The organism is Variovorax sp. TLI9-5A (genome assembly GCF_056867935.1).
The window spans coordinates 1990463-2012563 of sequence record NZ_CP200310.1 but is presented as its reverse complement, the minus strand read 5'-3'; the positions used below and the strand labels follow the sequence as shown (position 1 = coordinate 2012563).

The following is a 22101-nucleotide window of genomic DNA, read 5'->3' as shown; positions in this document are numbered from 1 at the left end:
CGGTGGTTGGACCGTCGGTCAGTTAACCATGGGTAACGATCTGCAGTTTAGCGAACCCGCAGGACCGTCCCAATGCGCCGGAACCCGCCGTATCGAGCAGAAGCTATGGATTCAGGCGTTTTCGGCATTTCCCCAGTAAGAAGAGGCCCTGCTTTTGCGGTAGCCTCATTGCCCGTCAGAAACAAGGAGACTTTCATGGCTGCACCCCTTTCCCCCGCAGAAGAAGCACTTCGCGAGGCAGCGCGCGAATACCACCGCTCGCCCGTCAAGGGCAAGATCTCGATCACCCCGACCAAGCCCCTGCTGAACCAGCGCGACCTGTCGCTGGCCTATTCGCCCGGCGTGGCCTATCCCTGTCTCGACATCGCCGCCGACCCGGCAACCGCCTCCGAATACACCGCCCGCGGCAACCTGGTGGGTGTCGTCACCAACGGCACCGCCGTGCTGGGCCTGGGCGACATCGGCCCGCTGGCAGCCAAGCCCGTGATGGAAGGCAAGGGCTGCCTGTTCAAGAAATTCGCCGGCATCGACGTGTTCGACATCGAGCTGGCCGAGCGCGACCCCGACAAGCTGGTCGACATCATCGCGGCGCTGGAGCCCACGCTGGGCGGCATCAACCTGGAAGACATCAAGGCGCCCGAGTGCTTCTACATCGAGAAGAAGCTGCGCGAGCGCATGAACATCCCGGTGTTCCACGACGACCAGCACGGCACGGCCATCATCTCGGCCGCCGCCCTGCTCAACGGCCTGGAGCTGGTGGGCAAGAAGATCGGCGACGTGAAGATCGCCGTCTCGGGCGCGGGTGCAGCCGCCATCGCCTGCCTGGACGTGATGGTCGGCCTGGGCGCCAAGCCCGCCAACATCCACGCCTGCGACTCCAAGGGCCTGATCTACATGGGCCGCGCGGGCGGTTTCGACGAATCCAAGGCACGCTACGCCCAGAAAGACACCGGCGCCCGCACCCTGGCCGACGTGGTGAAGGACGCCGATGTGTTCCTGGGCTGCTCTGCCCCGGGCGTGATGACCGCCGAGATGGTCAAGACCATGGGCACGCAGCCCATCATCCTGGCGCTGGCCAACCCCGAGCCCGAGATCCGCCCCGAGCTGGCCAAGGCCGTGCGGCCGGACTGCATCATCGCCACCGGCCGTTCGGACTACCCGAACCAGGTCAACAACGTGCTGTGCTTCCCGTACATCTTCCGCGGCGCGCTCGACTGCGGCGCGAGCAAGATCACCGAAGAGATGAAGCTGGCCTGCGTGCGCGAGATCGCCGAGCTCACCAAGGCCGACATCAGCGAAGAGGTGGCCACCGCCTACGCCGGCCAGGAACTGGCCTTCGGCCCCGACTACATCATTCCCAAGCCCTTCGACTCGCGCCTGATCCTGCGCATCGCGCCGGCCGTGGCCAAGGCTGCGGCCGCCTCGGGCGTGGCCACGCGCCCGATCGAGGACATGGACGCCTACCGCCAGCACCTGACGCGCTTCGTCTACCAGACCGGCATGTTCATGCGCCCGGTGTTCAGCGCCGCCAAGATCGCCACCGCCAAGCGCGTGGCCTACGCCGAGGGCGAGGACGAGCGCGTGCTGCGCGCCGCCCAGTGGGCCGTCGACGAGGGCCTGGCCAAGCCGATCCTGGTGGGCCGCCCCGCCGTGATCGACGCGCGCATCAAGAAGGCCGGCCTGCACATCCGCGCGGGCGTCGACTTCGAGATCGTCAACCCCGAGGACGACCCGCGCTTCCGCACCTACTGGGAGAGCTTCCACAAGATCATGGGCCGCCGCGGCGTGACGCCCGAAGCCGCCAAGACCATGGTGCGCCGCTCCAACACCACCATCGCCGCGCTGATGATGCACCTGGGCGACGCCGACGCCATGATCTGCGGCCTGGTCGGGCGCTTCGACGTGCACCTGGAGCACATCCGCAACCTGATCGGCCTGAAGCGCGGCGCGCCGGGCTTCGCGACGCTGAACGCGCTCACGCTGGACAAGCGCACGGTGTTCATCACCGACACCAACGTGAACGAAGACCCCAGCGCCGAGCTGCTCGCCAGCATCGCCGTGATGGCCGCCGAGGAAGTGCGCCGCTTCGGCCTGCCGCCGAAGGTGGCCTTCCTCTCGCACTCGAACTACGGCACCTCCAGCCGTGGCTCGGCCCGCAAGATGCGCCTGGCGCGCGACCTGTTCGCGCAGATGGCGCCCGACATCGAATGCGATGGCGAGATGCACGGCGACGCGGCGCTGTCGGAGGAAATCCGCCGCACCGCCCTGCCCGAGACCACGCTCAGCGGCGAAGCCAACCTGCTGGTGTGCCCGAACCTCGATTCGGCGCACATCCTCTACAACGTGCTGAAGATGACGGGTGCCAACGGCATCACCGTCGGCCCGGTGCTGCTGGGCGCCGCGAGCTCGGCGCACGTGCTCACGCCTTCCTCGACGGTGCGCCGCATCATCAACATGACGGCACTGGCGGTGGCGAAGGTCACGGTCGACAAGTAAGAAGCGGGGAAGAAGCAGGAAAGAAGTGGGCTTGGTGCCCGCTTTGAGTGCTCGAAACGCGGCTTCGGCCGCGTTTTTGCATTAGCGCGGTGCGAATGCCGCCTTCGGCGCACCGCTTCGATCCATGAGGAAGGGTTCGCACCAATCACGTGCGGGCACCGTTTTTGCTTGAATGCAGAAGCATTCAATCCCCTTTCATCCAACGGATCGATCTCCGCATGAACAAGCGCCAACTGCTCCAGTCCTTCCTCGCCGCCTCGGCCATCAGCTTCGGCCTCGCACCGGCCTTTGCGCAGAGCCCGACGCCGATCAAGTTCCAGCTCGACTGGCGCTTCGAGGGACCGGCGGCGCTGTTCCTGCACCCCGCGGCCAAGGGCTACTTCAAGGCGGCCGGGCTCGACGCGACCATCGACGCGGGCAACGGCTCGGGCGGCACCGTCACGCGCGTGGCCTCGGGGGCCTACGACATGGGCTTCGCCGACCTCGCGGCGCTGATGGAGTTCCACGCCAACAACCCCGACAGCCCCAACAAGCCTGTCGCGGTGATGATGGTCTACAACAACACGCCGGCCTCGGTCATGGCGCTCAAGAAGAGCGGCATCACCAAGCCTGCGGACCTCACGGGCAAGAAGCTCGGCGCGCCGGTGTTCGACGCGGGCCGCCGCGCCTTCCCGATCTTCGCCAAGGCCAACAACGTCGGCGCCGTCAACTGGACCGCCATGGACCCGACGCTGCGCGAGACCATGCTGATGCGCGGCGACATCGACGCCATCACCGGCTTCACCTTCACCTCGCTGCTCAACCTGGAAGCGCGCGGCGCCAAGACGGCCGACGTGGTGATCCTCCCCTACCCCGACTACGGCGTGAAGCTGTACGGCAACGTCATCATCGCCTCGCCCAAGCTCATCAAGGAGAACCCGGCGGCGGTGAAGAAATTCCTCTCGGCCTTCGCCAAGGGCGCGAAGGAAGTCATCGCCAACCCGGCCGTGGCCATCGAGTCGGTGAAGGCGCGCGACGGCATCATCGACAGCAAGCTCGAGACGCGCCGCCTGCAGCTGGCCATCGACACAGTCATCAACAGCGCCGACGCGCGCGCCGAAGGCTTCGGCGCGGTCAACGCAGGCCGCATGTCGCTCATGGCCTCGCAGGTGTCGGATGCCTTCAACACCAAGACGCGCGTGAGCCCCGACGCGGTGTGGACCGCCGCGCTGCTGCCGCCCGCGGCCGAACTGAACATCCTGAAGAAGTGATGGCAGCCGCATCGCAGGACGCGGCCGCAGCCCCCTTCGTCGCTCCCTTCGTCGATTTCCAGGACGTCTGGCTCGCCTACAACGAGGAACTGCTGCGTGCCAACCACTTTGCGGTCGAGGCCATCGACCTGAAGGTGAAGCGCGGCGAGTTCATCGCCATCGTCGGGCCCTCGGGCTGCGGCAAGTCGACCTTCATGAAGCTCACCACCGGGCTGAAGATGCCGTCGATGGGCAGGATCCGCATCGACGGCCAGCCTGTGACCGGGCCGCTGAAGATCTCGGGCATGGCCTTCCAGGCGCCCTCGCTGCTGCCGTGGCGCACCACGGTCGACAACGTGCTGCTGCCGCTGGAGATCGTCGAGCCCTACCGCTCCAGCTTCAAGGCGAAGCGCAAGGAATACGAGGAGCGCGCCCGCCGCCTGCTGCAGAAGGTGGGCCTGGGCGGCTATGAGGACAAGTTTCCCTGGCAACTCTCGGGCGGCATGCAGCAGCGCGCGAGCATCTGCCGCGCGCTCATCCACGAGCCCAAGATGCTGCTGCTCGACGAACCCTTCGGTGCGCTCGACGCGTTCACGCGCGAGGAGCTGTGGTGCATCCTGCGCGACCTCTGGACCGAGCAGCAGTTCAACGTGATCCTGGTGACGCACGACCTGCGCGAGTCGGTGTTCCTCGCCGACACGGTGTACGTGATGAGCAAGAGCCCGGGCCGCTTCGTGGTGAAGCGCGAGATCGACCTGCCGCGCCCGCGCGAGCTCGAACTCACCTACACCAAGGAGTTCACCGACATCGTGCTGGAGCTGCGCGGCCACATCGGCGCCATACGCAACACCGGCGCGAGCGCCGCCCAGTCCGCCGCGGCGGTGTCTCACTGAGGGCGCGCCGCACATGAAGAACACCAAACAAATCGAACGCTGGTCGCCCTGGCTGCTGCTCGCGGCGGTGCTCCTGCTGTGGCAGGTGATCTGCTCGGCATTCGAGGTCTCGGACTTCATCTTCCCGAGCCCGTGGCGCATCTGGAACCAGTTCTGGGAATTCAAGGAAGTCATCGCCGGCCATGCCTGGCGCACCTTCTGGGTCACGATGGCAGGCTTCGGCCTTGCGATCGTGGTGGGCGTGCTGCTGGGCTTCGTCATCGGCAGCTCGCGCATCGCGTACGCGGCGATCTATCCGCTGATGACGGCCTTCAACGCACTGCCCAAGGCGGCCTTCGTGCCGATCCTGGTCGTGTGGTTCGGCATCGGCATCGGGCCGGCGATCCTCACGGCATTCCTGATCAGCTTCTTCCCGATCATGGTCAACATCGCGACCGGCCTCGCCACGCTCGAACCCGAGCTGGAAGACGTGCTGCGCGTGCTGGGCGCGCGACGCTGGGACGTGCTCATGAAGATCGGCCTGCCGCGCTCCATGCCCTATTTCTTCGGCTCGCTCAAGGTGGCCATTACGCTGGCCTTCGTGGGCACCACCGTCAGCGAGATGACGGCGGCGAACGAAGGCATCGGCTACCTGCTGATCTCGGCCGGCTCGGCCATGCAGATGGGCCTGGCCTTCGCGGGGCTGATGGTGGTGGGGGCCATGGCGATGCTGATGTACGAGCTCTTCAGCGTGGTCGAGAAGCACACGACGGGGTGGGCGCACCGCGGTTCGCAGAACCAGTAGGCCTGTCGTCGTTGCCGCTGCGGCAGAATCCAGCCCGCGGCGGAGCTCTTCTTCCGCGAGAGCTCCAAGAGCAATGGGCCAGCGGAACACGCACTGCGAATCTTCGCAAGGCCGCTTGGGCTGCCTTGAAAGCCGCAGGGGAAGTGGGTGATCCAGCAGCGGCGGCCGCAGCCCGGGCTGCATCCACTGCCGCCGCATCCGCCTACACCCATCCGATCGCGACGCCTCATCAGGTGAATCACATCCTGAGTCCAGCGGCCTACAGTGCGTACGCGATTGGACTCGATGCGGCTGATGAGGCCGCCGCCGAAGCGGAAGTCCGATGGGCACTCGAACAGGCACTGCCCACGATTCGAGAAGTGGTTCGCCGAATGCCTGCGCGCGTGATGGGCAAGAGCCGCATGAGCGCACTGCTCCATCGGCTCGACAAGGGTCTGCGGGGTTGAGCCGCGCCCGGCATTCGACAATCGCCACGCAATGGTCGAAGAAAAGCAAAATGAAATGAGCGAGAGCGAAATCGCACTCAAGGTCACCAACTATGAAAACGTCGAAACGCTGGTGCGATTCGCCGCATCATGGCTGGTTGACCTTGGCGGCGTATCCCATGCTGGGACCGATTGCGCGCTTCTAATACCGGACGATCCTCAAGAGATCGACCTGCACGATCCAGCCACATTCAACTGGTTTCGGACTGCTGTCATCGAATCCTTGCTTGCCGCAGGACTGACCGGGGTCGCTGTCGCTTCGCACCCAGCCGATCCCGCGCGCGAAGACGTGCACGAACTTTGAGAACCGCAGCCCGACGGGGCAGCCTCCCGGGAAAGCGCACCGAGGTCGCGCGTACTGTGCTTCAGTCGAGCAGCAGCGAGGCCTCGTCGCGCCAGTAGGCCACGGCGGCCAGCCAGCCTTCCCACACGCAGCCGTTGCAGCCTCGCCCGCAGCAAGTAGTGGGCTCGGGCGGCGGCGCGCGCATCGCAAGCCCTTCGGCATCGAGCTGCGCACGGACGCGATCGATCAACGCCTGTGCGCTGGCGAGGTCGATCGGGGAGAAGGTCTTGGTCGGCGAGAGGCATGGCGGCAGGCCCCATTGTCGGTGCTTCAGGAGCCCTTCAGCCGCCGTGCGGCCAGCGACCACAGAATCGCGCGATGGCATCTTCCGCCCCGCTTGCGCGCCTGGCGCATGTCGATCTGCTGCGCGGGCTGCCCGCGATCTTCGTGGTGCTGCTGCACGCCAACCTGCGCATTCCCTTCGGGCCGCCGGAGCTCGCCCAATGGATGGGACCGCTGGTCGGGGGCATCCTGCTCCGCAGCGGCTACTACGCGGTGATCGTGTTCTTCGTGGTCTCGGGCTATCTGATCACGAGCGCGTCGGTACGGCGCTGGGGCGACCTTTCGCGCGTCCGGCCAACGGCGTTCTACCGCTTTCGCGCGGCGCGCATCCTGCCGCCGCTGTTGCTGCTGCTCGTGGTGCTTTCGGCGCTGCACATCGCGGGCAGCGCATGGTTCGCGCTCGACACGTCCAAGGTCTCGCTGTGGCGGCCGCTGCTGGCGGCGCTGGGGCTGCACATCAACTGGCTGGAGGCGCAGGTCGGCTATCTGCCGGGGCCGTGGGGCGTGCTGTGGTCGCTGTCGGTGGAGGAGGTCTTCTATCTCTGCTTTCCGCTCGTGTGCGTGCTTTGCGGCAGCGAACGTCGGCTGGCCTTGCTGCTGGTCGTGCCCATCGTGCTCGGGCCGCTGGCGCGCAGCGTGTTCAGCGACAACGAGCTTTGGCAGGATCATTCGTACCTCTCTGGCATGGATGGCATTGCCTTCGGCTGCCTCGCCGCACTGCTCGCGCATCGCATGCCGCGCGCTCCGGCTGCGGCCGTACGGCATGCCGTGCTCCTGACCGGCCTTGTGTTGAGCGCGGTGGTTTTCTGCTTCCGCAAAGAGGTGCACCAACTGGGCCTCACGCGCTTCGGACTGCAGGTGACGCTGCTGGAACTGGGCGTCGCGCTGGTGCTGGTCGCGGCGCACTGGCGACCGTGGAAATGGTGCGCCGGTGCAATTGCCGCGCCGTTGCGCTGGTTCGGACGCAACAGCTACGAGGTCTACCTGGGCCACATGTTCGTGGTGATTCCCGGCGCATGGTTCTTCCAGTGGCTGGGCGCATCGCCCGCGTGGACTCCGCTGTGGTTCGTCGCCGTGGTCGCGGCCTCGGGCCTGCTGGGGCAACTCGTCGCGCAATGGTTCTCGGAGCCCTGCAACCGCGCGCTCAGAGGTCGAGGTTCAGCTCCAGCCGCATCTTCGCTCCGCCCGATTCGCTCGATCCGATGGTGAGCTGACCGCCGTGCAGGCGCGCGACCTCGGCCACGAGATGCAGGCCCAGCCCGGCACCGCGTCCGCGCGGCACCAGCCGGTGGAAAGGCGCCACCACGCGCTCGCGGTCGGCCTCGGGAATACCGGGCCCGGAGTCGAGCACCTCGAAGCCCGAGGGCTCCCACAGCCGCACCTGGATGTCGCAGCCCTGCCCGCCATGCTCGATGGCGTTCTGGATCAGGTTGCTCAGCGCACGCTCCAGCGAGGGCGCATCGCCGCGCACCCACAACGGTTTGGGCGCTTCCACCGACAGCGTGCATCGGTTCATGATGGCCAGCGGCGCGATGTCGCCCGCCACGCGCTCGCACAGCGCCTTCAGGTCCACCTGCTGCCGGTCGTGCGCAGCGACGTGGTCCAGCCGCTGCAGGTCGAGCAGTTGCTCGGCGAGCGTGGCGAGCCGCGCCGATGCCTGCAGGAGCTTCACCTTGAGCGCGCCGTCCTGCAGGCCTTCGAGATGGATCTGCAGCGTGGTGATGGGCGTGCGCAGCTCGTGCGCGGCGTCGGCCAGGAAGCGCTCCTGCCGGTCGTAGCCCTCGTTGAGCCGGTCGAAGGCGCGGTTCACGGCGTTGACCAGCGGGCGGATCTCGCTCGCGACGTTGGCCAGCGGCAGCCGCGTGGTGCGTTCGTGCACGTCGATGCTCTCGGCATGCTCGGCCGTGGCCACGACGCCCTTGAGGCCGCGCTTCACGACGAAGGGTGTGGCGAGGATCACGCCGAGGCAGGTCACCAGCGCCATCGGCGCCACCAGGAAAAGGAAGGCGATGGCGGTGCCCTTGACCGTGTTCTTCACGGTCAGCGGACTGCCGGTCTGCGTCATCACGGCCACCGGGCCCGCGCGCGTGTCCACACGTTCGAAGCGGGCCTTGGGACGGGTGTTGTCGCTCTCCGGGTTGATGGCCATGCGCTCCATGCCGTCGAGCGAATTGAAGAGCGCGGCGTAGATGGCCGGCACGTCGCCGTTGCGCAGTTCCGAGCCTTGGCTGTCGCGTGCGATGAACCAGAACGGCGGGTCGGCCTCCAGCAGGCGCCGCACCTCCGGCGTGTGCTCGACCATCAGCTTTCCATCGGGGCCGCGTACCAGCGCGCGCTGGATGGCCGTGATGGTTTCCTGCCCGGTCTCGTCGACCACGCGGCCCAGCACCCAGGCCAGGCCGAGAAAGCCGCCCATCACCAGCGTGCCGACCACCACCTGCAGCAGGATCAGGCTCCAGATGAGCTGCCAGCGCAGCGAGAGCAGGCCTTGCCTCATGTCGTCATTGCGTCGTCATGCCGCGGGGCGCGCCGCGCAGATCAGGTAGCCCACGCCGCGGATGGCATGGATCTCGACCTGCGCGCCGGCCTTGTCGAGCTTCGAGCGCAGCCGCGAGACGTGGGTGTCGAGCGCGTTCGATTGAATGTCATCCGCGTGGCCGTATACGCGGTCCTGCATGGCCTCGCGCAGCACGGTGCGGCCCCGGTGCTCGAGCAGCGCCTCCAGCACCAGCAGCTCGCGGCGCGGCAGGGTGAGGCACTCTTCGCCGACATGGGCCTGCCGCGTGTGATGGTCGAAGCGCAGCTGCCCCAGCGTCATGACAAGGTTCGCGCGCACCGCGGGGCGCCGTGCCAGTGCGCGCACGCGCGCCATGAGCTCGTCCATGGAGAAGGGCTTGGCAAGATAGTCGTCCGCGCCGCCATCGAGGCTCAGCACGCGCTCCGCCACATCGGTCATGGCGGTGAGTACCAGCACAGCGGCGGGAATGTCGTTCTGGCGCAGGAAAGCCACCAGCGAGAGGCCGTCGCCATCGGGCAGTCCCCGGTCGAGCACGATCACGTCGTGCTGTGCCGACAGCGCCGAGTCCTCGGCCTCTCGCAGCGAGCCCGCCACATCGACCACCGCCTGGTTCTGCCGCAGCGCCGAGGCCAGGGCTTGAGCCAGGTCGACTTCGTCTTCGACGAGCAGGATTCTCATGGGAGTACGGGGAAAGAGAGGCCAAGGAAAGGCCGGAGGGACAAGGCCGGTCATTCTAGGAGAGGCCTTCCTGCGGCCGGCGCAATGTTCACGCAATGCAGTTGCATAAGCTGCAACGCCGATGACATCCCGCACCGCGCCCTCCTCCCCCGCACATTCCGCACTCTGGTACGCGGCGTTGGGCCGGCGGTTCGCCACGCTCTGGGTGATGAAGATGATCGGTACCACCGTCGGCATTACCGGCTTCTTCGTCCTGTACTTCTGGGTCATGCACAACCCGTCGACGGAGCCCACGGTGATGCCGCTCACGCCCCTCGACCACTGGGTGGGCGTGAGCGACGACGCGATGGTGCTCTACGGCTCGCTGTGGTTCTACATCTCGCTGGCACCGGCCTTCGCGAAGGACAAAACCGAGCTGTGGGCCTGCGCACGCGATGCCGCGGTGATGGCGGGCTTGGGCCTCGTGGTGTTCCGGTTCTTTCCGACGGCGGTGCCGGCATTCGCGGTCGACTGGACGCAGTACCCGGCGCTGCAGTTCCTCAAGAGCGCCGATGCGGGCGGCAATGCCTTTCCGTCGCTGCACGTTGCGTTCGCGGTATTCACCGCAATGCTGCTGGAGCGCCAGTTGCGTGAGGTGCGGGCGCCGTCATGGCTGCGCGTGATCAACGTGCTGTGGGCCTTCGGCATCGTCTATTCGACGCTGGCCACGCGCCAGCATGTGCTGCTCGATGTGCTCGGCGGCACGCTGCTCGCGGCCGTGGTGAGCTGTGCGGGCACTACGCGTGCACGGCTGGTGTGGAACGAGGCCTGAGGTTGTTGCTCAGGATGCGCTCGACTGCGCAACGGCCTTGAAGGCCTCCAGCGCGTGGTCGTCGGCAAGCCGTCCCACCATGGTGGTGATGGCAACCAAGCCCGCCGCAGCGGCGATCCCGACCTGACGTTGGCTTCCGCCCAGCAGCTTGCGGTGCCACCTGGCGCGCCCGATGGTGTCGGCGGGGCCGGCGAGCACGGCCCCCATCGGTGCGCTCAACCCCTTCGAGAGACACAACGAAACGGTGTCGGCAAAGGTAGTGATGCCCGCAGCCGGCACGCCCAGGGCACGGCGCCGCGGCCGTGAAGGTGGACTACCAGAAGATCCAGAGCGCCAGGCCACCGAAGATGGCCCACTTCACAAGGTAGTACACCCGCTTGTCCCAGGCCTTGAGGCGCTTGCCGACCACGCGGATCTGATAGATGTACTTGAACGCGCGGTTGAGGCCGCCGGTCTTGTCGCTGGCATCGTTGGGCGACGCGGCGGCGGCCAGCAGGTTCTTCGCGAACCAGCGGTTGACCGCGCTGGCCCAGCGGTATTTCAGCGGGCGCTCGATGTCGCAGAACAGGATCACGCGGTCGTGGTCGGTCGTGTTCTCGGCATAGTGGATGTAGGTTTCGTCGAACACCACGGCCTCGCCGTCGCGCCAGTGGTAGCGCTGGCCATCCACGTCGATGTAGCAGCCCTCGACGCCCGGCGTCCACAGGCCGAGGTGGTAGCGCAGCGAACCGGCGAAGGGGTCGCGATGGCGCACGAGGCGGCTGCCGGGTGGCAGCTCGGCGAACATGGCGGCCTTGATGGTGCCGATGCCCTTCAGCAGCTCGGTGGTGCGCGGGCACAGCACGGCGGCCGAGGGATGCGCATCGTCGTACCACTTCAGGTAGAAGCGCTTCCAGCCGCTCTTGAAGAACGAGTTGAAGCCCACGTCATTGAACTGGTTCGAGGCCTTGATGCTGCCGCCGTTGCGCATGGCCAGGGCTTCTTCGCGGATCACTTCCCAGTTTTCCTCGAGCACGCGCATCTCGGGGAACTCCGCGGGCGACAGGTAGGGCGTACCCGGCACCTTCGAGAAAAGGTACATGAAGACATTCAGCGGGGCGAGGAAGGTCGAGTGATCAGAGAGCTGTCTGAAGAAACGATGCCGTACCTGGCCGCGGAAATGAACGTAGAGCGCGCTGAGCGCGAAGATGGCAAGAATGACCCACTTCATGGGAAAGTGTCCTGTAAACAGCGCCGGGTAGTGTAATTCCTCGCCCCAATTTGGGCCCGGCCACGCCCTTTATGCCCTTTGGCCGTGCACCGGGGAAGGCTTCAGCTGCACAGCATGGGCTGCGGCGCGTCGGCCATGGCCAGCGGCAGCCGCACGGTGGCCAGCAGGCCGCCGCTCGCGGTTTCACCCAGCGTCACCTCGCCGCCGTGCCGGTCGACCACCGACTTGACGATGGCCAGCCCCAGCCCGCTGCCGCTCTGGCTCTGGTCGGGGTTGCGGAAGAAACGGTCGAACACACGCTCGCGCAGCACGGCCGGCACGCCGGGGCCCTGGTCCGCCACCGTCAGCAGGGCGTGCGCGCCGTCGCGAGACACATGCACGACCACCGTGCCGTCGGGCGGGCTGTACTTGATGGCGTTGTTGATGAGGTTGTCGACCATCGAGACCAGGCTTTCGCGCTCGCCGAGCACCGGTACGCGGTCTTCGCACACCAGCTCCAGTTCGATGTTGCGCGAGCTGGCCAGGCTTTCGATCATGGCCAGGCGGTCCTGCACCAGCGCATCGAGCGACAGCATCACAGGCAGGCTGTTGTCCGAGACCGCGTCGCTGCGCATCAGCTGCAGCAGCTGCCCCACCAGGCGCGCCGCGCGGTCGTTGCTGCGCAGCAGGTTGCCCATGAGCTCGCGCTGGTGCTCGTCGGTGCTCTGCTCCTTCAGCGCCTCCACGTTCACGCGCATCGCGGCCAGCGGCGTCCGCAGTTCGTGAGCGGCGTCGGCGATCAGGCTGCGCTCGCGCGATGTGCTGTCGCGCACCCGCTGCAGCAGGCTGTTGATGCTCTGCACCAGTGGCTGCAGCTCCTTGTGCGGCGGCGTGTATGAAAGCGGCGTGAGGTCGGCCGGACCGCGTTCGGCGGTCTCCTGGCTCACGCGGCGCCATGGCCGCAGCGCGAGGCGCACCGAAAGCCACGCGGGAAAAACCAGGAATGGCAGGCTGATGACCAACGGCAGCAGGTAGTAGCCGCGATACATCACGGTGACGGTGAGCCGCCAGACGCTGGGCTCGGCCAGCATCACGCGGATGTCGGAGTCGGGCGAGGCGATCGTGCGCGCGCGCCACTCGCGATTGCCCGCCTTCACGGTCTCGATGAGGTTCGGCGCGGTGTTGAGGATGACGGGCACGGCCGCCGTCGAACGATAGACCAGCCTGTCGCCCTGCCAGACCTGCATGACGGGCGAGGTGTCGGAGGCCGCGTCGCCGTCGCCGATGGTCTCGAGCAGCGCGGCGTCGAAGGCGGCGAGGGTTTCCTGCTGCTTGTCGGGCCGGTCGGCGGTGTTCTTCGCGATGGAAATCACCGTCTGGAAGATCTTCTCGAACTTCAGCAGCTCGGGGTCTTCGTAGGAGTCGTAAAGCAGCAGCGCGATGGCCATGGTCCACAGCAAGGCGACCACGCCCATCTGCGCGAGCAGCAGGCGCCGCATCAGGGAAGGTTGTTTCCAGTTCTTCCAGCGCTGCGCCAGCGCCTGAATCATTTCTGCGCGCTCCGCGCCAGCGATTGCACGTCGATCACGTAGCCGATGCCACGCACCGTGCGGATGTAGCCCTGTCCGATCTTCTTGCGCAGGTTGGAGATGTGCACTTCGAGCGAGTTGCTGCCGTTGGCCTGGCCACCGGGCAGCACCTGCTCTTCCATCACGCGGCGCGTGACCACGCGGCCGGTTCTCTTGAGCAGCAGCGCCAGCAGGTCGAACTCGCAGCGCGAGAGTTCGACCGGCTCACCGTCGACGATCACGCCGCGCGTAGGCTCGTGCAGCGCCAGACCGCGCATGCGGATGGTCTCGTCGTTGAAGCCGTAGCTGCGGCGCGCGAGCGCCCGGACGCGCGACAGCAGTTCGGCCAGCGCGAAAGGCTTGACCAGGTAGTCGTCGGCGCCATCGTCCAGGCTGCGCAGCCGGTCGTTGAGCGCGTCGCGCGCGCTGAGCACCAGCACCGGCAATATCTGGCGGTCGCGGCGCAGGCGGAACAGCAGGTCGAGCCCGTCGCCGTCAGGCAGGCCCAGGTCGAGCAGCACCATGTCGAAAGTGCCGCCATCGAGCGTGCGCAGGGCGTCGTCGAGCCTGCGGACCCACACCACATCCATGCCTTGATTGGCCAGCGCGATGCGCACGCCATTGCCGAGGTCAAGGTCGTCCTCAACAAGCAAGAGATTCATGAGCCTCCACGTGAACTGACCACTCCGTTTCCGGAATGTGGCGGAAGTATCTGCCAAGCGCCGAGGCCCTACTTCAGGAAATCTTCATGAATGCCGAAGCAGGCCTTCAGGTGCGGCCTGGACACTGGAGCTCTCCCTGCAAACGGAAACGGAACACCCAAGTGAATCGATTGCCCTCCCTGCCGGCACGTACTGCCCGACCGGATCGCTACCACCTGCGGCGCCGGGACATGCTCCATGCCATCGGCCTGACCGGCCTTGCGAGCTTGGCGGCCTGCGGTGGCGGCGGGCATGGTCATGGCGGCGTCGGGGTTGGCGGAGTCGGCACGGTTGGCAACGGCAAGCCCACGGTCATCGACCGCCGGGTGAAGGTGTCGGCCACACCCGAAGTCTCGCTGCAGGTGCGCGACTGGCAACCGCCCGGCGGCAGCACGGGGCCTGTCATCGTGCTGCTGGCCGGGCTCGGGGGCAATGCGCGCTACTTCGACAGCCTCGCGCCCGCGCTGGCCGCCAGGTCGCGCGTGATCGCGATCAGCCGGCGCGGCTACGGCCTTTCGGACAAGCCCATCCCGGTGAAGACCGCCACGCAGTATTACGAGGTGGATACGCTGGTTGCCGACCTGAAGGCAGTGCTCGATGCGCTGGGCGTGCAGCGCGCGGTGCTGGTGGGCCATTCGATCGCGGGCAACGAACTCACGCGCTTCGCGGGCCTGCATCCCGGGCGGACACAGGGACTGGTCTATCTCGACACCACCTTCGACTACACGGCGGACGGCGACAGCGGCGGCGAGGACACTCCGAAGAACGCGCTGCTCGAAGAGCCCGATCCGAAACCGGAAGACGGCCGTTCGCTGCAGGCAGCCATCGCATTCTTCCGCCGCAAGTCGAAGAACTGGTGGCCAGCGATGGAAGCGGATCTGCGCGACAGCCTCGACATCCATGCCGATGGCAGCGTGAGCATCAAAACGCCCAAGGAAGTGAGCGAAGCGATGGAAACAGCCGGACATTTCTTTTCGCCCGACTACAAGCCGGTGCGTGCGCCCTCGCTGGTCGTCACTGCCCTGCCCTCGGACAACCGCGACATGTTCCCGTGGCTCGAACTGCCGCTCGACGCGAAGACACAGAAGGATGCCGCGGTCTACCTGCGCGTCTTCCGCCGCGCGCGCATCGCGGATTCGAACCGGCTCGTCTCGGCGCTGAACACCCCGAACCGGTTGACCCTGGACAACTGCAACCACACCGACTTCATCATGGAACGCGAAGCCGAAGTGCTGCGCGCGATCCAGTTCATGACATGGGCCTGAGCTATGCCTGCACGCCCTTCGCGCGCAGCAGCTTGATCAGCGCCGCGAGCTCCTCGCCGCCGAGGCCGGCTTCGTCCGCCCGCCGGAAGATGCCCGCCGCGAAGACCGGGAACTCGGTACTGATGCCCGAGTCCTGCGCCGTCTGCAATATGCGCTGCGTCGCCTCGACCGAGATGCGCATCGGGCTCTGCGAGATCGCGAAATCGCCCGACTGGATGACGGAGCCTTCGTGCTGAAGAAAGCCGGCGAAGGTCGGCATGATGCCCGCGACGATGCGGCCGTACTCGGCCACGTCGAAGCCTTCGTGCTCGGCGATGCGCGCGCCATGGATGAAGCCGAGCATCGTGCCGTAGATGGTGGAGAGGGTGGCGAGGTCCATCGCGGCCGCCGCGCTCGCGGCCTCGCCGAGGTAGACGATGCCGCCGGCCAGTGCATCCAGCCAGGGCTGCGCTTCGTCGAACGCGGGGCGCGCGCCCGATACCAGCAGCGGCGTGTCGGGCCTGCCCATCTGGTCGGGCGCGGCCTGGATGGCGCCCTCGACGTATGCGGCACCGTGCTCGTGCGCCCAAGCCTGCGCATCGCGCGCGTCCTGCGGGCTGCCGGTGGTCAGCTGCACCAGCAGGCGGCCGTCCATGGCGGCGGCCACGCCGTCCATCGCGAGGATGGCCTCGGCGGCACGGTAGTCGTAGACGCACATCACGACCACGCGTGCAGCGCGCACCGCCTCGCTCGCACTGCGCGCCAGCACCGCGCCTTTGTCGACCAGCGCGTCGGCCTTGCCGGCGCTGCGGTTCCACAGCGTGACCTTGTAGCCCTGGTCCAGATAGATCTGCGCGATGGCTGCGCCCATGGCGCCCAGGCCCAGAACGCCAACTTCCTTGATGTCACTGCTCTTGCTGCTCATGACGATTCGCTCGTTGCTAGTTATGAAGATGGACGCATCGTAGAAATTGGGCTCCTATATGGTCAAGTACCTACAATTAAGTTAGGTACTTACCAAAATGCATGTATTACCTACTGATGGGGATGAAGATGAAATCCAGGAAACCCTACAACTGCGGCATCGGCCCGGCCTTCGACGTCATCGGCGGCAAGTGGAAAGCGGTCATCCTTTGGGAGCTGCATGTGCAGCCCCTGCGCTTCGGCGAGCTGAAGCGGGCGCTGCCCGACATCAGCGAGAAGATGCTGATCCAGCAGTTGCGCGAGATGGAGACCGACGGCATCGTCCACCGCGAGGTGTTCCACGAAGTGCCGCCGCGCGTGGAGTATTCGGAGACGAAGCTGGGCGCCACGCTCAATGCGGCGCTCGCGCCGCTGGCCGACTGGGGCGATCGCCATGCCAAGCGCGTGGAAGCCGCGCGCACGCGGGCCGAGGCCGCGAAGTGACGACGACACGGGCGAAGACCGCGGCCGCGCTGCTTTCACTGTGCGCGACCCTGCATGCTTCGCCGGGCATGGCGCAGACGGCGTGCACGCCCTCGCCCTCCTGGGCCGGCCCGCCGATGCGTTCGGCGCCCGAGGCGGTCTGGCGGAAGGACTTCAAACGCTCCATCGACGGCGAACTGCCTGCCGCGCTCCAGAAAGCGCTCGGCGACGCGCTCGACAGGATGCTGCAGCATGTACCCGCTGCCAGCGTGGCGGTCGCGATTCCCGGCGAAGGCACCTGGTCCGCCACGCGCGGGCTCGCTCGCAAGGAGCTGCCGCAGCCCGTGGTGCCCGACCAGCCTTTCCAGGTCGCGAGCACAGTCAAGACGCTGACGGCCGCCGTCGTGCTGCAACTGGTCGAGGAGGGCAAGCTGAAGCTCGACGACACCATCGACAAGTGGTTTCCCGACGCGCCGAACGCGAAGCTCACCACCATCGAGCAGCTGCTGCGCCACACCAGCGGCCTCGTGAGCTTCAACGCGCTGCCCTCGCTGGGCACGGCCTACCGCCCGCCCGCCGAAATCATCTCGCTCGGTACATCGCAGAAGCCGCAGTTCTGCCCCGGCGCGAACTGGAGCTACACCAACACCGGCTACGCGATGCTCGGCGTCATCGTCGAGAAGGTGGACGGCGCGCCGTTCGCGGATGTCCTTGCGAAGCGGCTCATCAAACCGCTGGCGCTGACGCACACGGTCATGCGCAAGCCAGGCGTCGAGTTGCCCGTCGCCACCGGCCACGCGGCCGGACGGCCGGTCGATGCCCCCGACCAGTACGCCACGCCCTACGCCGCCGGCGCACTGGCATCGACGGCCGGCGATCTCGCGGTGTTCTGGCACGCCCTGCTCGCGGGCAAGGTGCTGCCCGGCCAATCGGTGCATCGCATGTTCACAGGCATGCCCGCGATGATCGGGCCCTACGCGGGCAGCAACTCGTTCTACGGCATGGGCGTGCAGCTCTACGACGTGCCCGACGGCCCCGGCCTGATGCTCGGGCACAGCGGCGGCATCGAAGGCTTCACGAGCATCGTGGCCTATGTGCCGGCCGACGACGTGTACATCGCCGTCGCGTTCAACGAGAAGAAGGTGCCGGCGGAGGCTGGCCTGTGGGCGCTGCTGCGCGCGGTGCGCACCTATCGCACGCTGCAGTGACCGCAAGGAGCAGGATCAGTCCGCCCAGCCGGTCTCGATCTCGGTCTTCACCTCGGTCATGAGCTTGTGCACCGGGCACTTGCCGGCCACGCGCAGCAGCTCGTCGCGCTGCGCCTCGCTGAGGTTGCCGCTCAGGCGCAGGCCCGACTTGAGGCGGTAGACGCCCTTGCGCTCCTCGCTGTCATCGCGGTCGACCACCACCTCGATGTCTTCCACCGGAATGCCCTTGCGACGCGCGTAGATCAGCACGGTGAGCGCCTTGCAGGCCGCGAGCGACGCGTCGTACAGGTCGTGCGGCTCCGGGCCCGCGTCGCTGCCGCCGCCGGCGGGCGATGCATCGACCGGAATCTCGTGGTTGCGGATCTTCAGGATGTGGCGCGTGCCGTTGATGCCGTCGCGGCGGATCGAGATGCTCATGCGTGTGTCCTCGGGGAAGGGGTTGCGGTTCGGGGAGAAAGCGTCTTCACGTAAAGGATGGTGGTGAAGCCGCTGTGCCATTCGAGATCGGGGTAGCGGTCGGCCTCGCGATAGCCGAGTGCGAGGTAGAAGCCCTGGCTCTGCGTGTTGAAGGTGTCGGTTTCCAGCCGCGCCAGCGCCACGCCATCGGCGCGCATGCCGTCTTCGGCGAAGGCCATCAGGGCGCGGGCGATGCCCTTGCGCTGGTGCACGGCCGGCACGTGCAGGGCATGCACGAAGTCGTGCTCCCAGTGCACCATGCCGACCACCTCTGCGTCGATCTCGGCCACGAAGAAGTCCGGCCCCTTCTCGTCGATGTAGCCCACGGGCTCGCCGCTCTCGCGGTAGGCCTTGGCTGCATCGGGCGTCAGTTGCGGCAGCCAGGTACCGGCGAAGGTGTCGTCGAGGATGGCCTTCACCGCGTCGAAGTCGTCGAGGCGCCAGGGCCGGATGGTGATGTCGGGTACGTCGTTGTTCGTGCTCATGGGTTCAGCGATTCAGCGGTCCACCGCCAGCATCAGCGTTTCCTTGATTTCTTCCATCACCACGTAGCTGTGCGACTCGGCCGCCACCGGCAACTTCTTGAGGATGTCACCCAGCAGGTGGCGGTATTCGCTCATGCCGCTGAGCCGCGCCTTCACGAGGTAGTCGAAGCTGCCCGACACCAGGTGGCATTCGAGCACCTCGGGCATGTGCAGCAGCTCCTTGCGCACCTTGTCGAACACGTCGCCCGACTTGGCCGAGAGCTTGATTTCCACGAACACCAGCAGCGTGCGGCCCAGCGCCTCGGGCGAGACGTGGGCGTGGTAGCCGGTGATGACGCCGTCGCGCTCCATGCGCTTCACGCGCTCGGCGCAGGGCGAGGCCGACAGGCCGATGTGCTCGGCCAGTTCGGTCATCGACATGCGCCCCTGGCGCTGCAGAACGTCGAGGATCTTGCGGTCTATGCGGTCGAGTTCGGGCATTTCACTCCGGTGACGGCGTTGGAAGGTTCGCGGCAGTGTATTCCACTGCCGAATCGATTAAATCAGTGGAATCCACTGCCTTGAGGACTTTAGATTCCATTCATTCCATTTGAATCGGCGAATACACCATGAAAGTCATCGTTCTCGGCGGCGGCGTGATCGGCACCACCACGGCCTACTATCTCGCCCGCTCGGGCGCCGAAGTCACCCTGCTCGACCGGCAGGCCGGTCCCGCCGAGGAAACCAGCTTCGGCAACGCCGGCCAGGTGTCTCCCGGCTACTCCACGCCGTGGGCCGCGCCGGGCATTCCGCTGAAGGCGATCAAGTGGATGTTCAAGAAGCACGCGCCGCTGTCGATCCGCCCCGATGGCACGCTGTTCCAGTTGCGCTGGATGGCCGCCATGCTTCGCAACTGCTCGCCCGAGGCCTACGCAGTGAACAAGGAGCGCATGATGCGCGTCGCCGAATACAGCCGCGGCTGCCTGCAGCAGCTGCGCGCCGACACAGGCCTGCAGTACGAGCAGCGCACCGGCGGCACGCTGCAGCTGTTCCGCACCCAGGCCCAGCTCGACGCGGTGGAACGCGACATCGCCGTTCTCGAGGAATGCGGCGTGCCCTATGAACTGCTCGACCGCGATGCGCTCGCCCGCGTCGAGCCCGCGCTGGCCGGCGCGCGCGACCGGCTCACCGGCGGCCTGCGGCTGCCCAACGACGAGACCGGCGACTGCCACCTCTTCACCCGCGGCCTCGCCGAGATCGCGCGCGGCCTGGGCGTGGACTTCCGCTTCGGCCAGACCATCGCCGCGCTCGAGACCGACGGCGGCCGCATCACCGGCGTGCGCACCAGCACCGGCAAGATCCTCACGGCCGACCGCTACGTGATGGCCTTCGGCAGCTACTCGCGCGCCGCCATCGCCTCGCTGGGCCTGGACATTCCTGTCTACCCAGTCAAGGGCTACTCGCTGACCGTGCCGCTGCTCGACGAGTCGCTCGCGCCCCAATCCACCGTGCTCGACGAGACCTACAAGGTCGCCGTCACGCGCTTCGACAACCGCATCCGCGTGGGCGGCATGGCCGAACTCGGCGGCTTCGACCTGCGCCTGAACCCGGCCCGCCGGGCTACGCTCGAGAAGGTCGTCACCGACCTGTTCCCCGGCGGCGACGTTCCGAGCGCCACCTTCTGGACCGGCCTGCGCCCGATGACGCCCGACAGCACCCCCATCGTCGGCGGCACGCGCTATGCGAACCTGTTCCTCAACACCGGCCACGGCACTCTGGGCTGGACCATGGCCTGCGGCTCGGGCAAGCTCATCTCCGACATGGTGATGGGCCAGCGCCCCGAGATCCGCACCGATGGCCTGGCGATGGACCGCTACGAGCAGGGTTCCTCGCGCGGCGCATCGCGCCCGACTCCCGCGGCCTCGCCGGCCTGACGGTCAGATATCCAGAGGCCGCCGCTCAGGCGGCCTTTGCGATGGGAATCACGACGTTCTCGTCCATCCCGCGATAGACCTCCGCCTCGCCATGCTTCGCCAGCAGCTGCATCAGGTGCTTGCGGATCAGCATGCCGGGCCGGTCCGACTCCATCGAATACTCGACGCCACGCCGGCGCGTGTCGACCAGCGCGTCGGGGTCGGTCGATTCGAGGATGTCCTTGTCCTCGCGCGTCACCGCTTCGTCGAAGTCGATCAGCATCTGCGCGGTGCAGTCGGCCTCGGTGTCGTTGCGGAAGAGCCACTGGCACAGCTGCATGCGCCCGTCGTCGATGGGAGTGAAGCAGTTGATGATGATGTGGCGCACGCCGCTCGGGTACTCGATGTCGAGCCGGCGCGAGAACGGCAGGAAGTACGCGTTGCGCATGTGGCGCGTGGTGATGGGGTCGGTCACTCCGCTGATCGCGTGGAACTTCACCGGGTTCGTCGCCTCGATGATCGTCTCGGCGTAGAAGCCCGAGTCGTTTTCCACCAGTTCGTATTTGCTCGGCTTCGGACTCGCGGCCACGCCGAAGGTGGCGCGGTGCACGAAGCTGAAGTGCGAGTTGTCGAAGGAGTTCTCCAGCGCGCGCATCGGGCTGGTCTGCCACTCCTCGTAGAACTGGAAGATGGTGCGGTAGCCCGGGTCGTCGAACTCCGGAATGGCCGGAATGTCGGCGATGGGCTCCTCCAGCGCCACCCATGCATAGCCGTAGCGCGCGGCGCAACGGTAGGCGGTGGTGCGGTATTCGGGCGAGATCTTCCGGTCGGCCTCGTACTGCGGAATGCGGATGACCTGGCCGCTGCGGTCGTAAGTCCAGCCGTGGTAGCCGCACTGGATCGCTCCGGTGCCGCAGGCCTGGCCTTCGCTGTCCACGCACCAGCCCTTGGAGAGCTTCGCGGTGCGGTGGCAGCAGCGGTCGCACAAGGCGGCGGGCTGGCCGTCCGAGTCGATGAAGAGGACGATGTCTTCGCCCAGCAGCCTGAAGGGCTTGGGGCCGTTGGCCAGTTCGGTGAGCGGCATGACGGCATGCCAGAACTTGCGGAAGACGGGTTGACGGGTGACGAGCATTCGCGGACTCCTTCTGTGGTCGTGTGGGGACGAACTGAAAGAGCAATTTCCTGCCTGGGCGCGGTGGATGATGGGCACCGCAGGCTGAACGCTTCTACTCTGCGCAAGCTGCCTTGCAAGTTGCGCGCCCGGATTGTGCGCGTGGCCGGCCATGTCTCCAAGCCCCAGGCCCAATCCCGAGCAAAAGCCCTTGGCATGCCTCGTGCATCACCGCCCGCAAGAGTAGAAGCGTTCAGCAGCGCACGCACCACGACTGTGCGCCCGCCCGGAAATTGCTCTTGAAATGCCCGCCGCCCTCTTTTTGATGATCTTCCTCAGGAA

The 22101-nt window shown here is 66.8% G+C and carries 22 protein-coding genes and 1 pseudogene; 11 read left to right on the top strand and 12 right to left on the bottom strand.

Annotated elements, in window-relative coordinates; translation table 11 throughout:
* Nucleotides 1–195: 195 nt before the first annotated feature.
* From AC1VNX_RS09835 to AC1VNX_RS09815, 5 genes are all read left to right on the top strand, one after another.
* The gene (locus tag AC1VNX_RS09835) at nucleotides 196–2496 is read left to right on the top strand and encodes an NADP-dependent malic enzyme (protein ID WP_483156533.1); all 2301 of its coding nucleotides are present in this window, start codon (nucleotides 196–198) and stop codon (nucleotides 2494–2496) included.
* 218 nt (nucleotides 2497–2714) lie between these two features.
* Entirely contained in the window at nucleotides 2715–3746 is a 1032-nt protein-coding gene (locus AC1VNX_RS09830) for an ABC transporter substrate-binding protein (RefSeq protein WP_483156532.1), read from the top strand.
* Complete coding sequence (locus AC1VNX_RS09825; protein ID WP_301505125.1) at nucleotides 3746–4618, top strand: ABC transporter ATP-binding protein; 873 nt, start codon at nucleotides 3746–3748, stop codon at nucleotides 4616–4618. The genes AC1VNX_RS09830 and AC1VNX_RS09825 overlap by 1 nt, the downstream gene beginning before the upstream one ends.
* Before the next feature lie 13 nt (nucleotides 4619–4631).
* The gene (locus tag AC1VNX_RS09820) at nucleotides 4632–5402 is read left to right on the top strand and encodes an ABC transporter permease (RefSeq protein ID WP_483156531.1); all 771 of its coding nucleotides are present in this window, start codon (nucleotides 4632–4634) and stop codon (nucleotides 5400–5402) included.
* A gap of 477 nt (nucleotides 5403–5879) precedes the next feature.
* Nucleotides 5880–6191 carry a hypothetical protein gene (locus AC1VNX_RS09815; protein WP_483156530.1) on the top strand — a complete coding sequence of 104 codons (312 nt, stop codon included), beginning with the start codon at nucleotides 5880–5882 and terminating at the stop codon, nucleotides 6189–6191.
* Nucleotides 6192–6252: 61 nt separating this feature from the next.
* Here AC1VNX_RS09815 and AC1VNX_RS09810 read toward each other — a convergent pair whose 3' ends face one another.
* Nucleotides 6253–6555 carry an oxidoreductase-like domain-containing protein gene (locus tag AC1VNX_RS09810; protein WP_483156529.1) on the bottom strand — a complete coding sequence of 101 codons (303 nt, stop codon included), beginning with the start codon at nucleotides 6553–6555 and terminating at the stop codon, nucleotides 6253–6255.
* Here AC1VNX_RS09810 and AC1VNX_RS09805 point away from each other — a divergent pair.
* The gene (locus tag AC1VNX_RS09805) at nucleotides 6549–7721 is read left to right on the top strand and encodes an acyltransferase family protein (protein WP_483156528.1); all 1173 of its coding nucleotides are present in this window, start codon (nucleotides 6549–6551) and stop codon (nucleotides 7719–7721) included. The genes AC1VNX_RS09810 and AC1VNX_RS09805 overlap by 7 nt on opposite strands.
* On the opposite strand, the gene AC1VNX_RS09800 is transcribed toward AC1VNX_RS09805, so the two are convergent.
* Both AC1VNX_RS09800 and AC1VNX_RS09795 read right to left on the bottom strand, forming a co-directional pair.
* Nucleotides 7657–9009 (bottom strand): sensor histidine kinase, encoded by a 1353-nt coding sequence (locus AC1VNX_RS09800; RefSeq protein WP_483156527.1) that lies wholly within the window; start codon nucleotides 9007–9009, stop codon nucleotides 7657–7659. The genes AC1VNX_RS09805 and AC1VNX_RS09800 overlap by 65 nt on opposite strands.
* A 15-nt stretch (nucleotides 9010–9024) precedes the next feature.
* Complete coding sequence (locus tag AC1VNX_RS09795) at nucleotides 9025–9708, bottom strand: response regulator (protein ID WP_483156526.1); 684 nt, start codon at nucleotides 9706–9708, stop codon at nucleotides 9025–9027.
* 121 nt (nucleotides 9709–9829) lie between these two features.
* On the opposite strand from AC1VNX_RS09795, the gene AC1VNX_RS09790 reads away from it, so the two are divergent.
* Complete coding sequence (locus AC1VNX_RS09790; RefSeq protein WP_483156525.1) at nucleotides 9830–10519, top strand: phosphatase PAP2 family protein; 690 nt, start codon at nucleotides 9830–9832, stop codon at nucleotides 10517–10519.
* Between the two features lie 51 nt (nucleotides 10520–10570).
* Here AC1VNX_RS09790 and AC1VNX_RS09785 read toward each other — a convergent pair.
* The 4 genes and pseudogenes from AC1VNX_RS09785 to AC1VNX_RS09770 all read right to left on the bottom strand — a co-directional run.
* Nucleotides 10571–10807 (bottom strand): annotated as a pseudogene (locus AC1VNX_RS09785) (beta-eliminating lyase-related protein); the annotation flags it as partial.
* Nucleotides 10808–10832: 25 nt separating this feature from the next.
* Nucleotides 10833–11729 carry a lipid A hydroxylase LpxO gene (lpxO, locus tag AC1VNX_RS09780; RefSeq protein WP_483156524.1) on the bottom strand — a complete coding sequence of 299 codons (897 nt, stop codon included), beginning with the start codon at nucleotides 11727–11729 and terminating at the stop codon, nucleotides 10833–10835.
* A gap of 101 nt (nucleotides 11730–11830) precedes the next feature.
* The gene (locus tag AC1VNX_RS09775; protein WP_483156523.1) at nucleotides 11831–13258 is read right to left on the bottom strand and encodes a sensor histidine kinase; all 1428 of its coding nucleotides are present in this window, start codon (nucleotides 13256–13258) and stop codon (nucleotides 11831–11833) included.
* The gene (locus tag AC1VNX_RS09770; protein ID WP_483156522.1) at nucleotides 13255–13938 is read right to left on the bottom strand and encodes a response regulator; all 684 of its coding nucleotides are present in this window, start codon (nucleotides 13936–13938) and stop codon (nucleotides 13255–13257) included. Before AC1VNX_RS09770 ends, AC1VNX_RS09775 begins: the two co-directional genes overlap by 4 nt.
* 230 nt (nucleotides 13939–14168) lie before the next feature.
* Here AC1VNX_RS09770 and AC1VNX_RS09765 point away from each other — a divergent pair, with 230 nt between their 5' ends.
* Complete coding sequence (locus tag AC1VNX_RS09765; RefSeq protein ID WP_483156521.1) at nucleotides 14169–15242, top strand: alpha/beta fold hydrolase; 1074 nt, start codon at nucleotides 14169–14171, stop codon at nucleotides 15240–15242.
* A gap of 1 nt (nucleotide 15243) precedes the next feature.
* Here AC1VNX_RS09765 and AC1VNX_RS09760 read toward each other — a convergent pair whose 3' ends face one another.
* Complete coding sequence (locus AC1VNX_RS09760) at nucleotides 15244–16146, bottom strand: NAD(P)-dependent oxidoreductase (protein ID WP_483156520.1); 903 nt, start codon at nucleotides 16144–16146, stop codon at nucleotides 15244–15246.
* A gap of 128 nt (nucleotides 16147–16274) precedes the next feature.
* Here AC1VNX_RS09760 and AC1VNX_RS09755 point away from each other — a divergent pair, with 128 nt between their 5' ends.
* Both AC1VNX_RS09755 and AC1VNX_RS09750 read left to right on the top strand, forming a co-directional pair.
* Entirely contained in the window at nucleotides 16275–16628 is a 354-nt protein-coding gene (locus AC1VNX_RS09755; protein ID WP_483156519.1) for a winged helix-turn-helix transcriptional regulator, read from the top strand.
* Complete coding sequence (locus tag AC1VNX_RS09750) at nucleotides 16625–17815, top strand: serine hydrolase domain-containing protein (RefSeq protein WP_483156518.1); 1191 nt, start codon at nucleotides 16625–16627, stop codon at nucleotides 17813–17815. The genes AC1VNX_RS09755 and AC1VNX_RS09750 overlap by 4 nt, the downstream gene beginning before the upstream one ends.
* Nucleotides 17816–17830: 15 nt before the next feature.
* Here the strand turns inward: AC1VNX_RS09750 and AC1VNX_RS09745 are convergent, their stop codons facing one another.
* From AC1VNX_RS09745 to AC1VNX_RS09735, 3 genes are read right to left on the bottom strand one after another with little or no spacing between them, the layout of a single operon-like run.
* Nucleotides 17831–18232 carry an OsmC family protein gene (locus tag AC1VNX_RS09745; RefSeq protein ID WP_483156517.1) on the bottom strand — a complete coding sequence of 134 codons (402 nt, stop codon included), beginning with the start codon at nucleotides 18230–18232 and terminating at the stop codon, nucleotides 17831–17833.
* Complete coding sequence (locus AC1VNX_RS09740) at nucleotides 18229–18756, bottom strand: GNAT family N-acetyltransferase (RefSeq protein ID WP_483156516.1); 528 nt, start codon at nucleotides 18754–18756, stop codon at nucleotides 18229–18231. Before AC1VNX_RS09740 ends, AC1VNX_RS09745 begins: the two co-directional genes overlap by 4 nt.
* A gap of 12 nt (nucleotides 18757–18768) precedes the next feature.
* Nucleotides 18769–19236 (bottom strand): winged helix-turn-helix transcriptional regulator, encoded by a 468-nt coding sequence (locus tag AC1VNX_RS09735; RefSeq protein ID WP_019656974.1) that lies wholly within the window; start codon nucleotides 19234–19236, stop codon nucleotides 18769–18771.
* A 128-nt stretch (nucleotides 19237–19364) separates the two neighbouring features.
* Between AC1VNX_RS09735 and AC1VNX_RS09730 the strand changes: the two genes are divergently transcribed.
* On the top strand, nucleotides 19365–20669 hold the full coding sequence (locus AC1VNX_RS09730) for a D-amino acid dehydrogenase (protein WP_483156515.1): 1305 nt from the start codon (nucleotides 19365–19367) through the stop codon (nucleotides 20667–20669).
* Nucleotides 20670–20694: 25 nt separating this feature from the next.
* On the opposite strand, the gene AC1VNX_RS09725 is transcribed toward AC1VNX_RS09730, so the two are convergent.
* Nucleotides 20695–21780: an aromatic ring-hydroxylating dioxygenase subunit alpha gene (locus AC1VNX_RS09725; protein ID WP_483156514.1), complete on the bottom strand. Its 1086-nt coding sequence runs from the start codon at nucleotides 21778–21780 to the stop codon at nucleotides 20695–20697.
* Nucleotides 21781–22101: the final 321 nt, after the last annotated feature.